6 protein-coding genes are annotated in these 14152 nt (G+C 63.2%); 3 read left to right on the top strand and 3 right to left on the bottom strand.

Annotation, left to right across the window (positions count from 1 at the left end; genetic code table 11):
* Positions 1-22 precede the first annotated feature (22 nt).
* Positions 23-5239, top strand: a complete 5217-nt coding sequence (locus tag MFF34_RS05000; RefSeq protein ID WP_238210723.1) for an NEL-type E3 ubiquitin ligase domain-containing protein — start codon at positions 23-25, stop codon at positions 5237-5239.
* 70 nt (positions 5240-5309) lie between these two features.
* Here MFF34_RS05000 and MFF34_RS05005 read toward each other — a convergent pair whose 3' ends face one another.
* Positions 5310-5804, bottom strand: a complete 495-nt coding sequence (locus MFF34_RS05005; protein WP_099453512.1) for a DUF934 domain-containing protein — start codon at positions 5802-5804, stop codon at positions 5310-5312.
* Complete coding sequence (locus MFF34_RS05010) at positions 5788-7440, bottom strand: nitrite/sulfite reductase (RefSeq protein WP_099429897.1); 1653 nt, start codon at positions 7438-7440, stop codon at positions 5788-5790. Before MFF34_RS05010 ends, MFF34_RS05005 begins: the two co-directional genes overlap by 17 nt.
* A 215-nt stretch (positions 7441-7655) precedes the next feature.
* Here MFF34_RS05010 and MFF34_RS05015 point away from each other — a divergent pair, with 215 nt between their 5' ends.
* Positions 7656-8732, top strand: coding sequence for an ABC transporter substrate-binding protein (locus tag MFF34_RS05015; protein WP_238210725.1), 1077 nt, complete (start codon positions 7656-7658; stop codon positions 8730-8732).
* Between the two features lie 74 nt (positions 8733-8806).
* On the top strand, positions 8807-13543 hold the full coding sequence (locus MFF34_RS05020; RefSeq protein ID WP_238210727.1) for a hypothetical protein: 4737 nt from the start codon (positions 8807-8809) through the stop codon (positions 13541-13543).
* Between the two features lie 288 nt (positions 13544-13831).
* Here MFF34_RS05020 and MFF34_RS05025 read toward each other — a convergent pair whose 3' ends face one another.
* The gene (locus MFF34_RS05025; RefSeq protein WP_099453514.1) at positions 13832-14050 is read right to left on the bottom strand and encodes a DUF2970 domain-containing protein; all 219 of its coding nucleotides are present in this window, start codon (positions 14048-14050) and stop codon (positions 13832-13834) included.
* Positions 14051-14152: the final 102 nt, after the last annotated feature.

Below are 14152 nucleotides of genomic sequence, written 5' to 3' on the forward strand. Positions count from 1 at the left end.
GCTCCGGCCCAAGGAGCCTGCGATGCCAGATCTACCCTTTGCCAACGACTCCACCGACGCCCTGATCGCCAGCCGTTTGCCTGCCTGGCTGACGGCGGCCTCGCTGGAGGCCCTCTACGGCCTGCACGAAAGCCAGCGTTGGCAGCAACAGGTGCAGCATGAGCTGCACAGCTTGCTGGCACGGATCACGCCATTGGATGCGTTTGCCGCGCCGTTGCTGCAACACGCATTGCAGAAACAACACCAACTGACAGTCGATGTGCGTCAGGCCACCCTGCGGCGCAGAACCTTGCAGCGCTTTCCGTCGTTCGTTGCCCAGATCCCAGATGGGGTCAAAACGCAGGTCTACCAGCACAGCCTGTTGCAGTCGGCACTGCACAACTTCACCGAGGGCGAAACCCTCGCCACTGGGCTCATGCAGGGGAGTGCGGTGTTGGACAGCGAGGGGCAAATTCTCGGTCTGTTGCCCAAGGCATTCACCTTGCTGTGCCGCTCGCTCGACCTGGGCGGCCAATACCAGGCTTACCTGCGGGGGCGGTTGACCCCTGGCGGGGAGGCTGGCCGGCAAATCGAAGCGTTGATGGAGGAGGGCTTTCGCGCAAGCCTGGAGGCCGCTCTGCGACAGTCGCTGGTCAATGGAGAGATCGTGGCGCATGCCTGTGAGCAATGTACGCCGCTGGTGGCCATGGTCGCGACCAAGTCAGCGATCGCCGGGTTCGAACCGCGGCAGATCAGGGTGTTTGGCCAGCGGGTGCGAGGGGCCGTGGCCTTCCAGGTCCGTCATGCTGGCCAAGAAGGCGTGCTCTGCTGGATCCCCGATGACCCTCACGGCCCGTTGACCTGGTTCGCCTCCTGGGACTCGCTGTTCCTAACTTTGGGCAAACAGTTCCGCTTGCCGAAGTACGTCGAGTTCTTCCAGCGGTTCATCGGTGAGCGAGACCGAGAAGCCTACACGCGAGCCCTGGACAACGCGTTGAAACGTGCGGGCCAAAATGCACCTGTTCAGCTCGACGGCCGCCACGAGGAGATCGAGCTGCCGTTGTTCGCGCACTTGCGCAAGCAGCAGATCGATACCCTGCTGGACAACGCCAAAGTGCATGCCGTGCCCACCGCCGCTGTGGATGCCCAAGAGCGGGACCGGCGTTTGCACTTCTACCTGAGCTTTGCCCTTGATGCACTGGGCTTGGCGAGTTTCGCCTTACCGGTGCTGGCGTTGCCGTTGTTGGGCATCACAGCGCTGCAGGTGGCGGGCGAGGTGTACGAGGGGTATGCCGATTGGCAGCTGGGTGACCGGCAGGGCGCACTGGAGCATGTCTATGCCGTGGCCGAGACCGTGATCATGACAGCAGCCAATGTCGGTGCGGCTGCTGCCTCGCATCGTTTGGCCCGTGCAGCCGTGGTCGATGAATGGGTCCCCGTGCAGGCCGGTCCGCACGGGTTGAAACTGTGCGACCCCGAGCTCCCCGGCTATGCCGTCGAGGGGCCAGGCGCTGTGGGGCAACTGACCTTGGCAGAGGGGCGAGAGTACCTGCGTACACCGGTAGCAAGGCACTTGACCGAGCTAGACGCTGAATCGCAGCAACGGCGCATCCGCCACCCTGTCCGCGTCGATGCCTATGCGCCCTTGCTTGAGGGCAATGATGCCGGCGGCTGGCAGCATGAACTCGAACGCCCCCTCGAGTGGCAGGGGAGTGCGCAGTTGTTGCGTGACCTGGGCCATGACCTGGCGCAACTCGATGACCAGGTGGCCCATGAAGTGTTGCGCGCAACCGGGCTCGACGAGGACCAACTGCGCCGACTGCATGTAGAGCACGCACCGCCCCCCGCGCGGCTGCTGGATGCCGTGCAGCGTCATCAACTGCATGACCAGTTGCCCTGGTTGCGGGACGAAGGCTTCGAGCGTCATCTGCAGGCGCAGCAAGCGCCCTCCACGGCGGACGAAGCCCTGTTGCAGCGTGACTTTCCCGGGCTCACGGTGAACGTGGCCAGGGAGATCATCGAGCACGCTACCGAGGCACAGGTCGAGCACCTACAAGCACGCCAGCGCGTACCGCTGGCCTTGGCCGAGCAGGCGCGCTGGTACCTGCGGGATGCGCGCCTGGACCGCGCCTGTGCCGGTCTGCTGCAAGCGGCAGCGCTCAATCGCGACAGCGAGCAACTGGCCTTGGCCTTGATTGCCGACCGGGCGCCCTGGCGAGCTGTACGCATAGAGCTGCGCAGCGGCACGCTGACCGGCGAGCGGACCGCCTGGGCGGGTGCACCGGCAGCCGATGAAGTGCGCAGCGTGCTCAAAACTGCCAAGGGCTATCAGGCCTTGGATGCCTACGGGCGCCCCTTGCCTGCGGCCAAGGCCGAAGACAGCCTGTTCCAGGCGCTGTTGCTGCAGCTCGACCCGTGGCAGCGTCGCGCTCTGGGTGAAGCCAGTGAATCCCCACAGGCACTGGCCGATGCCTTGTCACTGTGGGCCAGCGAGCAGCGTGACAAGGCCGCCACCCTGCTGGGCATGGCGCCGGTCGGGCTGGGTTTTCGGCCACCGGTGCGGCTGGGCGATGGTCGCCTGGGCTACCCCCTGAGTGGGCGTGGCGAAAGCAGCAATCGCGCACTGCGCCGGGGTATTCAGCGGCTGTTCCCCGATTACGATGACAGCGCCCTTGAAGCCTTCACGAATACCGCCCGTGAGCAGGGGCTGACGCCCTGGAGCTACTACTTGCAGCTGTGCGAAGCGCTGCGTGCACTGGATCAGGCGTTAGGGCGCTGGCGCCGGCAATCGTCCGGGCCGATACAGTTGATCAGGCGCACGCGCGTGGCACGGCGCATTCGGCATGCCTGGCAGCGACGCGTACGTGATGCCAGTGGCAACCCCATACTGGTCCTTGACGGCACACGGTTGGGCAGCCTGCCCGACCTTCCGCCGACGGTGAATTTTGATCATGTGACCGCGTTGACGCTGCGCAACCTTGAGTTGACGGCGGTCAACGCCGATTTCCTCGCCCGTTTTCCGCGGGTGAACCAACTGGACCTGTCGCGAAACCGGCTGACAGCCATACCCGACACCTCGCACATGGTGAACCTTGAATGGGTCGATCTCAGTCACAATCGCATCGTTGACGTCAGTGAGGCGCAGGCCGCCTTGCTGCGGGCCAACCCCGACAGCGTGCGTTTACACGGCAACCCGCTGTCCCCGGTTGCGCTTGAGCGTTTGAACGTTGCCCCGCCCCCGCCGGTCGTGGAAAGGGTGGATGAACATGAACGGTGGTTCGAGGGGCTGAGCGAGGCGGAAGCCGCCCGTCGTCGCGGGCAATGGGAAGCGCTAAGCGCCGAAGCCGACAGCGATGCGTTCTTTGGGTACCTCGCAGAACTGCTGCACTCAGAAGACTTTACCCGGCAAGCGCAGGGTATGCGGCGTCGTGTCGGTGAATTGCTCACTGCCATGTTTCACCATACCCATGTGAGGCGTGCAGTGCTCGAGCAGGCCGCCATGCCGCGCGGGCGGGCCGACCTCGATGTGCTGGTCATCAGGCTGCAAGTTGCCTTGCGCACCGATGGCCTGCGAGGCCGGCGGGTCGAGCGTGAGTTGCGCAACCTCGGCCGTGAGCTGTTCCGGCTCGATCAGGTCGACCGCTTTGCCGCACAGCACATCGAGCGCTTGCAAGGGCGGCCAGGCCAACGCGATCAGGACGAAATCTACTTGGCATTCCGGGTGGGGCTTGCAGAACCGTTGAGCCTCTACGGCCAGCCGGCCCACCTGGACCTACAGCATGTCGACACGGTGACGCTGGGCGACCTGGCCGAGGCCGAGGCTGCCGTGCACCGGGCCGAGACGCCAGAGGCGCTCAGCCAGTTCCTGGCGCAGCAGGCGTTCTGGCACGACCACGTGCGGGTCGAATACAGCGCGCAGTTTGCAGCCATTCGCCGCAGGTACGGTACGCGTCTGGCCGCGCTGGTGCCAGAGCCGGGCCAGGACCATGCGCCAAGCGGACCGGTCAATGCGATCGTTGCCCAGCGCAGGGAAGAGGAGCAGGTACTCACGCTCACCCTTGCGCGTGGCAACCCGTGGACCTGGTATCGGCTTGAGCCCCCGCATGGGCCCGGCACCCTTGCCTATGCGCATTTGTCGCGGCAGCTTGAACACAGCTTCGAGGCGTGGCGCGGGCAACCCAGTGAACCGGAATATGCTGCGCGGTCGTACATCGCCGGTGTCCTGCGCGAAGCCTGGCAGTCAAATTACCGAGATGAACTGCCGTCTTTGGGCTCATCCGGCGATGGGCTGGCGGTCAGTTCGCTTCCCGAACTGCCGGCTGGCATCCAGTTCGAACGCCTGCGCGCGTTGTCACTACGCAACCAGCGACTTGCCACGCTCAGCGGCGATTTCCTGCGCCGCTTCCCCAACCTGGAGGACGTCGACCTCTCAGGCAATCAGCTCTCGGCCTTTGAGGGGCTTGAGCATCTGCCGCGCCTACGCAGGTTGAGTCTGGGGGGTAATCTACTCGAGACCTTGGACGGCTTGGGCAATGCCAGGCAACTGACGGACCTGGACCTCAGTGGCAATCAGCTTGGCGAGTTGCCGGCCGGTATCGAGCAGTTGGAGCACTTGGCCAGTCTCGACCTTTCTTTCAATCAAATCGCTGTGCTGGATGACCGCGCAGGGCAACTGCCGAACCTTGAAAACCTGCAGCTGGGTGGCAACCTGCTGGACGATGTGCCACGCAGCCTTGGCAACCTTGCCCGGCTAAGCATCCTCAACCTCAGTGCCAATCGGCTGACCCGCGTGCCGGAGCAACTGAATGGCCTGGGCCGCTTGTCCCGTCTGGATCTGCGTGACAACGCGATTGTTTTGGACGCCCGAAGCGAGTTGCGACTGGAATGGTTCTCCCGGTTGCAAGTCCTGAGCCTGGAGGGTAACCCGTTGGGCATGGCGCCGAGGCTGCACTACAACGTGCAACTGCGCTACCTATCGCTACGCGCGACCGGTTTACGCAATGTGCCCTTGGCGTTGCTGCAGCGTCATCCCGACATGGTCGTGGACTTGCGTGGCAACCGTATCGCGGCATTGAGCGAGGAGGCACTCGGCTGGATCGAGGCCCATCCGGAGACCGTAAATCTTGAGCAGAACCACTTAAGCGAGGCGGTCATGGGGCGGGTGCGCAATGCGCTGGCGCGCCTGCAAGCCGAGTGGGCGCGGGCGGCAGAAGCGGGGGCGGTGAGCGTGACAAGGAAGCCACCGGGGCGCAGGGGCTGACGGGGGCGGGTGAAGAGGGGTATGTAACAACACCCCTGCCCGCCAGAGCGCGGGCCAGGGGTGATGATGATCAGCGGCGGCGGAACAGCGGCAGCGGCTGGTCGGCGGCGGCCTGGTAGGTCACCGAGAAGTCCTTCAGGCTTTGCAGTGCGTCTTCCGGGTCCTTGTCGGCACGGATGGCAAACGCATCGAAGCCACAACGGGCCATGAAGAACAACTGGTCGCGCAACACGTCGCCAATGGCGCGCAGCTCACCGGTGAACTTGTAGCGGTCACGCAGCAGGCGCGCGTTGGAGTAACTGCGCCCGTCGGTGAAAGCCGGGAAGTTCAAGGCGATGACCTGGAAGTGCTGCACGTCTTCGCCGATCTCTTCCGCTTCTTCGTCGCTGTCCAGCCAGATGCCCAGGCCACCGTCGCGGGCCTTGAGCACGTGGGCATGGTCGCGCCACAGTTGCAGCGGGACGATGTAGTCGTCGCAGTTGGTCAACTCGTCGAACGACGTTTCCTTGGGCAGCAGGTGCCAGGTTTCATCGACGATCTGGTTGTTTTTAATGATTCGCTGCATAGACGCGTTCCTTGAAGGGGTCGATGCCGATACGCTGGTAGGTGTCGATGAAACGCTCTTCCTCGGTACGCTGTTCAACGTACACGGCGATCAGCTTTTCAATCACATCGGCCATGGCGTCCTGGGCGAAGGATGGGCCGAGGATCTTGCCCAGGCTCGCGTCACGCGCAGCGTTGCCGCCGAGGGACACCTGGTAGAACTCCTCGCCTTTCTTGTCCACGCCGAGGATGCCAATGTGGCCCACGTGGTGGTGGCCGCAGGCGTTCATGCAACCGGAGATGTTCAGGTCGATCTCGCCGATGTCGAACAGGTAGTCCAGGTCGTCGAAACGGCGCTGGATGGATTCGGCGATCGGGATCGACTTGGCGTTGGCCAGCGAGCAGTAGTCACCGCCCGGGCAGCAGATGATGTCGGTCAGCAGGCCGATGTTCGGCGTGGCAAAGCCACCTTCGCGCAGCTCCAGCCACAGGGCGTGCAGCTGGCGCTGCTCAACGTCGGCGAGGATGATGTTCTGCTCGTGCGAGGTGCGCAGGAAGCCGAAGCTGTAGCGCTCGGCGAGGTCCGCCACGGCGTCCAGCTGCTTGTCGGTCAGGTCGCCAGGGGCAACGCCGGTGGGCTTGAGCGACAAGGTCACGGCCACATAGCCAGGGCGCTTGTGGGCGCGGGTGTTGCGCGAGCGCCAGCGTGCGAAACCGGGGGCTTCGGCGTCTTGGGCGCTGTAGTCGACGTTGTCCAGGGCTAGGTAGTCCGGGTCGACGAAGTGGCGCGAAACACGCTGTACTTCGTCTTCGGTCAGGGTGCTGTTGCCGCCGCGCAGGTGGACCATTTCGGCCTCGACCTTTTCGGCGAACACTTCAGGCGTCAGCGCCTTGACCAGGATCTTGATCCGCGCCTTGTACTTGTTGTCACGGCGACCGTAACGGTTGTACACGCGCAGGATGGCGTCGAGGTAGCTGATCAGGTCCTGCCAAGGCAGGAACTCGTTGATGAACGCGCCGACCACCGGGGTACGCCCCAGGCCGCCGCCAACCAGTACACGGAAGCCCAGCTCGCCCGCTGCGTTGCGCACCGGCTCCAGGCCGATATCGTGCACTTCGATGGCCGCGCGGTCTTCTTTCGAGCCGTTGATGGCGATCTTGAACTTGCGCGGCAGGTAGGCGAATTCCGGGTGGAAGGTGGTCCACTGGCGGACGATCTCGCACCAAGGGCGCGGGTCGATGATTTCATCTGCGGCAACACCGGCGAACTGGTCGGTGGTGGTGTTGCGCAGGCAGTTGCCGCTGGTCTGGATCGCGTGCATCTGCACGGTGGCCAGCTCGGCGAGGATATCTGGGATGTCTTCCAGCGCCGGCCAGTTGTACTGCACGTTCTGGCGGGTGGAAATGTGGGCATAGCCCTTGTCGTAGTCGCGAGCGATCTTAGCCAGTGTGCGGACCTGGCGCGCGTTCAGCTGGCCATAGGGCACGGCGACACGCAGCATCGGGGCGAAACGTTGGATATAAAGGCCGTTCTGCAGGCGCAGAGGGCGGAATTCTTCTTCGCTCAGCTCCCCGGCCAGGTAGCGGCGGGTCTGATCACGGAACTGCTTGACGCGGTCCTCGATGATCCGCTGATCGTACTCGTCGTATACGTACATAAAAGTCCTGTCTCAGGCTGCATGCAGCTATTCGCGCGCACGGCCGCGCACTCCGGTTCGGAGCTGGGGAACGATATCAGAGTGTGTTTATGCGCTAAAGTGATGTTTTTGCATATGAAAAGAACCAAACGAACTAAGTGAGACTGACTGGCATTTGTTCGTCCGCCTGTGCCGTGGGTTTATACTCGCGGGTTTGTTGCAAGGGGTGTAACCGCATGCTCAAGGCGCTTTGCCACAGCTTGTGCCTGAGCCTGCCGTTGGCAGCCAATGCGCAGGCTGCTTCCGTCGTGTTCCTTAACCCCGGCTTGTCCACCGAGACATTTTGGGTCAGTTATGCGCGCTTCATGCAGGCAGCGGCTGACGACCTGGGCATGACGCTGCGGGTCGAATACAGCGAGCGCAATGCCGAGCGAACGCTGAGCCAGGCACGGGCGCTGCTCAAGGGCCCGCACCGGCCGGACTACCTGGTGCTGGTCAACGAACAGTATGTGGCGCCGGAAATCATCCGCCTGTCGAAGGGGACCGGGGTCAAGCTGTTTCTGGTCAACAATGGGCTGACGGCCAGCCAGGCACAAAGCATCGAGGCGCAGCCCGAGAAGTACCCCCAGGTGCTGGGCACGCTGACCACCAACGACGAGCAGGCCGGTTACCAGATGCTGCACCAGATGGTTGCCTTGCTCCCCCGCACTGACGGGCCGGTGGACCTGGTGGCCTTCGCCGGGGTCAAAACCACGCCGGCCTCGCAACAGCGTGAAGCGGGCATGCGCCGCGCTTTGGCCGACTTCCCTCAGGTGCGCCTGCGCCAGGTGGTGTATGGCGGCTGGAGCCGTGAGCGCGCTTTCGAGCAGGCGCGTGTGTTGCTGCAGCGTTACCCGAACACCACGCTTGTGTGGTCGGCCAACGATGAGATGGCCTTCGGCGCCATGCAGGCATTCGAGGCGGCTGGGCGCATGCCAGGGCGCGATGCCGTGTTCAGCGCCGTCAACAGTTCGCCCGAGGCGTTGCGGGCGCGGGTCGACGGGCGCCTTGGGGTGTTGATGGGTGGGCACTTCACCTTGGGTGGCTGGGCCATGGTCATGCTGCACGACGATGCGCGGGGGCTGGTGGTCAATCGCGATGGCCTGCGTGAGCACAGCGTGCCCGCGCTGCAGTCGATTGACCAGGCAAAGGCGCGGCGTTGGCTCAAGTTGCTCGAGCAGGCTGATCATGGTGTCGATTTTCAGCCCTACAGCGCCGAGGGGCGCCCGGCTGACTACACGTACCCGTTTCTGACCGCACCCATGGACTACTGAATGGCATAGGTAAGTACCGCTGCAGGGCATTGGCGCCTTGTTCAGATGACAGCCTCTAATCAAAGGAGCCTGTCATGCCCAACTTGCCTGCCGTCGACAGCGTTAGCTCGGCTCAAGTCGATACGAATATCACGCTATACCCCAGTGGTCATGAACCCCTCCTGCTGACCGCAGATGAAAGCAATGCTGCAGCCCTGATGGCCAAGGCCCTCGGTGCAATGGAGGCGTTCTACGGGACATTGAACAAGGCGCAGCGCGCGCGGCTGGACGCTTTGTATGGCACGCCCCGGGTGGGCGCCGATGCACTCATGAAGGTCGTACAGGACGCCAAGTCACAGGTCAGCCGCCACCTCGCCACGTTATGTGGGCGCGATGTGCAGGTGGACGCTGTGCGTATTCACACGGCCCGCACCGAAAAGCCCGATGTCAGCGAGCCGCTGTGGGCCTGGCTCGCTCGCGGTACACCCGTCCAGCTTGCCCAGCCCCGGCTGACCCGGGATGCCAACGATTTTGTCGACAACAGTTGGCTGACGCTCGGAGGCGGTGCCTTGGCCAAGCAGGACGGCAGCCAGGTAACGGTCGATGAAGTTGTCAGCATTGGCCGTGAGCTGGACATCGGCGCATCAATTGCCACCCAGTGTGATGCCTGGTTGGCGCAAGCGGAGGTGGCCTCGACAATCAGGTGCGAGTCGAATGCCAACTTCGAGATAGCGCTGCTCAATGCCCTGAAAGTGGGGCAGATTACGCCTGCTCAGCACCTGCAACTGCAAGCGAGCGCTGGCGTGTCGCTGGCCGGGATAGTGAGCTATGGCTTGCCAATCGCGGGGCTGACACTGCACAGAGGCAACTTCATGTTACGCGTGGAGGGGCATGACCTGCCGGTGTACGCCCTGAGTACAGCCAGCGGCGTTTACGTCTATGCGGGCCTGTTCCCCGAGGGCCGGTTGTTCGTTGCGGACGCCGTGCAAGGTTTCAGTGCCATGCAGGTATTCAGCGAGGCGTTTCGCCGCGACCTTTGGGGCACCCGGCGTGAGCGTTCGGGGTGGTCATGGTCGCTGCTGACACCCTCGGCACAGCGGGCGGTTGGCGCCAAGATGCCGCAGCCGTTGGCAAACAGCACGGCCTACCCAGCAAGCGCCTATTGGGCCCATGGCGCCGGTGTTTACGCGAGCAAGGCTGACTATGATCGCGGCGCAAGCGGCGTGCGCTTTACTGCACCGTATCCGTTGTCGCAGTCCACGGTCACCGGCCGATTGGCAAGCGCCTATGGCGCCTTGCTGGTGGGGCGGGTCAAGGAGCATTTCACGCCCAATCAGAGCAGCAGCCTGGAGCATGCCCAGCGCATCGGCGCCGAGGTGCTTGCCTTCGTGCTGGACGTCATCTTGATTGCGGTCCCTGGCGATGTGAAGTTCCCAGGCCGGGCGCTACTGTTCAAGGCCATGTTCGCCAAGCAGCTGGCCATTGACCTGCCGCAGAACCTGGTGCAATCGAAGTGGGACGAGGCAGCCGAAACACTGGTGGATTTTTTCGAAACCGTGCTGGAAATGCAGCTCCTGCGTAAGGCGGGCACGCTGGTCAGGTCGCGGCTCGACAAGCTCAACCGAACGCTATTGCCGGGTCGCACGTTCCCTTCTGCCGATACCGGCGCTGTCGGCGCCCCGCCAGTCACGGCCGTGCAGCGTTTGCGCAGCATGTTGCCCCCTACGCTTCACGGCTTGAGCGATGATGCGATGGCCACATTGCTGCGTCACGCAGGGACCAGCAAGCAGGCCTTGAATGCCATGTGGCGGGGGAAGGCCCCGATGGACATGGCGCTTGCGGCGGCGGCCAGCGAAGCGATGAACCGTGAGCTGATCGGGCAAACGGCGTCGCTGCTGGCAACCCCGCAGTACACGCAGCTGCCGGAAGCTGTGGAATGGCCGGTGGTGGGCTGGTTGGCCCACAGCCTGAATGTTCGTATCAGCGTCGAGGATACCGACGGGCACTCGCTCAGGGTATTCGAGCCTGAGCGCGGGGCAGCGGACGGTGAAGGCGCAGCGAGGCGTGAAGTGGTGTTGACTCGGCATGACCGATGGCACTACGGGAGCGGCCAGGAAAATGGCAACGGCGAGACAGCCGATTCGCTGTTCCTCTACGTGCAGGCGCCCACCCGGGCCGGGCTGGTCGTGGACAATCGCGGCGAGTTGGCAGCGCGCTTGAAGCATGATGCGGTAACTCAGTTCGAGCGACCGGAGCAGGCGTACCTGCTGCAGCGCGCCATCCACCACGACAACCGACCCCGTGGCAGCGTACCCAAGGGTGAAGGCGCACTGCTGGCCGTGTCGGTGGAGGGCCATGACAACCTCCCCGAGGGGCGGCTGCAGGGCAGCGATGCCGCTGCGGTAAGCGCGCACAGCGAGCGTTGTGTTGCGCAACCGGGAAGCCCAGCAAACCTGGCCAAGGCCAGGTACCAGGCGGACCTTGCCGCGCTGGCTGGAGCGCCAGGGCCCGCCGGCCCGCAGTCATTGACCTTCAGCGCAGAGTCGCTGTACCTAAGTGCGCTGCTGCGCCTGATCAGCGAACACGACCTGCAGCAGCGCGTTGCAGTGCGGGTGATGGCGGGTGGCAAAAGCGTCGCGGCCTGGGGAAGCGAGCAGGCTTCGCAGGTGCTGGTGCTGCAGCGCCGTGGGGAGGAGGGCGCCTATGTCTATCGGGGGCAACTCGACGGTGGGGATACGATAGCGCCGGCCAAGGGCAGCTCGGCACCGGTGAGTGATGTGCTGTTGCGGGTCATGGACGACGCTGCTCGCGAACGCCTCGGGATCAACATCGGCGATGCGCAGGCGCTGAACGAAGCGGTGATGGGCAAGCTGCTGGCCGATGCCGGGAGCGCCCCAGCGCCAAGTGGCCTGAAAGGCGTGGACGTGCACGCCGACCCTGAGTTGAGTGCCTGTCTGCAGGCCGTGACGCTGCCCGCCGCGCCTGGCGCCGACGGCCTGACGCTGCAGGGCAAAGAGGCCTGGTTGCAGTGGGGCGCTGGCGCGCTGGAGCTGCGCCAGGAAGGGACGTCGTGGCGGGTCCAGGGGCCCGCCATGACGCGAGGGCCGTTGTTGCACCGAAGTTACGGCGAATGGCGCCGCCTGCAGGAACCCGTGGAAGCTGTCGACCAACTGGTTGACGGCCCGGTACAAGGCGCAGCCGTACAGGCCAGGTTGGCGGCGCTGCACGCCCGCGACCCGCTTGCACGCCTCTACCATGATGCAGTCGACAGCGGGGGCGGCGGTGCGAGCTATATCGCCTTTCGTGGCCTGAGTACCACCTTCTACCGTGTCAAGGCCGCTGAACCTGGGGCGGTGGAAGTGGAGGTGGTGCGGCCCGCGGGCACCGGTGGCGGTGTCTGGTTGCATCGGTTGCAGTCTGGCCTGTGGCAACGTGCACAGACCTTGCCTGGGGGTATGGACAATAACGCTGACGCCCAGCCGTGGCGGCCTTGGAGCAGGCCCGGCGCGCAACAACTGCCACGGACATTGGGTTTGTCAGGTTCCACACATGAGGGTACGTTCAGCCTCGCGGGGGGCACGCACAAAGCGTCCAACCGGTTCTTTCCATTTGTACGTCCCAGGCACCGTCGAGCTGAACTCGACAGGCTATTTGCCAATGCACCGGAGGCAGTCCAGCGCAGCAGCGACAGTGCCAACATTGCCGCGAAAGTTGAGCTGTTTCACCATCAATGGCAGTTGCCGGTGGATCTCACAGCGCTGCGTTTCGTTCGCATGCCGGGCGAAATCACCTCGGAAGCCAAGCACATCAGTGGGGCATTGATCGCTGACCTGGTGACGGCGCAACACGCAGGGCAGCCACTGATCAGGCGTGTGCTGGAACCCATGTCAGGGTCGGGCTTCTACAGCAACTTCATCAGGGCCACCGGGTTTCGTGGCGAGATGAGGATCAACGACATCAGCCCTCTGGTCACGCTGACGCAAACTGAGATCGTTCGGCAGCCCGATCGGGTTAAACACCATATCAACAACATCATGCAGGCATTGGTCGAGCTTTGGCAGGTCAACAACCATGACTTTGCCTTCGATCCGCAGACATTGAAAATCAACTTCCCCAATGGCGATGCCTCACGCACATTCGTGAACTCCGCCCAGGTCAAACGTTACCGTGACGACGTGCGACACTATTTTTATACGACGGTGGAATCGCAATACAAATTGCGCGATGGGGATATTGTGGTGTCTCCCGATTCTTCGTTCCTGGCTGACCCCATAAATGGCGAGACCGAGGCGAGGGCCTACATTGCCGCCGCGTTCTACATCATGCAAAACAACTCGACCCGGCACCGGGCGCCTGTGCAGATCAATGAAATGGGCCGGCTCGATCTGCCGATGGCGATCGTCACCCGCGATGGCAATGCGGGCACGGTCTTGTTGCTGGCCAACGGCCTGTCGAACCTTGATGGCCTGAATTACCTGAGCTACCTGCACAGTCATGAGCAAGGGCAAACCACCTTTTCCAGGGTCGATGGTTGGGAAATGCTTCGGGTGGTCGATGGCGAAAGCAACCTGGGGGACCTGGCTATCCTCAGTGGGCACTTCAGCGATGTTTACCTGAGCGAGTTGGAATTCATGGGCAAGGTCAGGGACCATGTCATGCCCTTTGTCCACAACCGTGGCCGGGTCATCATCACCAATGCTTATTCCCCGTACAAAGAGCGTGCTTATCTGGAATTGGGGCTACGGGTGTTCGTGCTGGAAAACCGAGCCGCGGGCTACCTGTTGGTGATGAACGATGCCGTGGCGAGGGATGCAGGCCTTGCCAATGCCTGAGCGTCATCCGTCGACGGACAAAAGACCTTGCTTGAGGAAAGGGCATTGCTCGTCTTAACTGCTGGGGGTGAAGTGCATTCCCATAACCACAACAAGAGGCAATGCAATGGGAAACTCAACCAAGGTCCGCAAAGCTGACAGCAGTGTCGATGCCTGGGCGATTCTTTGCTTGATCGTCCTGGTGGTGGTCACCGCCGTGTATTGGGTCAGCCACCAGTAGACTTCCATTTAGACCGTGATCCAGCCAAGACGCCTGCGGGAGGGATTCCCGCAGGCGTTTTCATGGGCTCAACGCGCGGTCATGTGCATGGCCAATTGCACCAGGCCGATCAGTATCAGAATGAACAGCAGGGTGAACACGGTACCCATCGCAATGAAATGGCTGGCCTTGCCGTGGGTGAAATCGCGTGCGCGGTTCTTGCCGCTCTGCACACCGAAGGCGGCGGCGAGGATGCTGTGCAGCATTTGCCAGAAGGTGGGGGGCTTGCCTTGGCTTGAGTCGTCCATGGGGGCTCCTGGGTATTCGGAGGCAATCAGGGACAGTGTAGGCAATGGAAGGGATGTTGGCTTTGCTGGCCTATTCGCGGGCAAGCCCGCTCCCACAGGGGC

The organism is Pseudomonas sp. PAGU 2196 (genome assembly GCF_022179005.1).
Classification (GTDB): Bacteria; Pseudomonadota; Gammaproteobacteria; order Pseudomonadales; family Pseudomonadaceae; genus Aquipseudomonas; species Aquipseudomonas kermanshahensis.

Coding starts and splice junctions, on each gene's coding strand:
- MFF34_RS05025 (WP_099453514.1), bottom strand. CDS start 14,050: ATGGACGACTCAAGCCAAGGCAAGCCCCCCACCTTCTGGCAAATGCTG.
- MFF34_RS05015 (WP_238210725.1), top strand. CDS start 7,656: ATGCTCAAGGCGCTTTGCCACAGCTTGTGCCTGAGCCTGCCGTTGGCA.
- MFF34_RS05010 (WP_099429897.1), bottom strand. CDS start 7,440: ATGTACGTATACGACGAGTACGATCAGCGGATCATCGAGGACCGCGTC.
- MFF34_RS05000 (WP_238210723.1), top strand. CDS start 23: ATGCCAGATCTACCCTTTGCCAACGACTCCACCGACGCCCTGATCGCC.
- MFF34_RS05020 (WP_238210727.1), top strand. CDS start 8,807: ATGCCCAACTTGCCTGCCGTCGACAGCGTTAGCTCGGCTCAAGTCGAT.
- MFF34_RS05005 (WP_099453512.1), bottom strand. CDS start 5,804: ATGCAGCGAATCATTAAAAACAACCAGATCGTCGATGAAACCTGGCAC.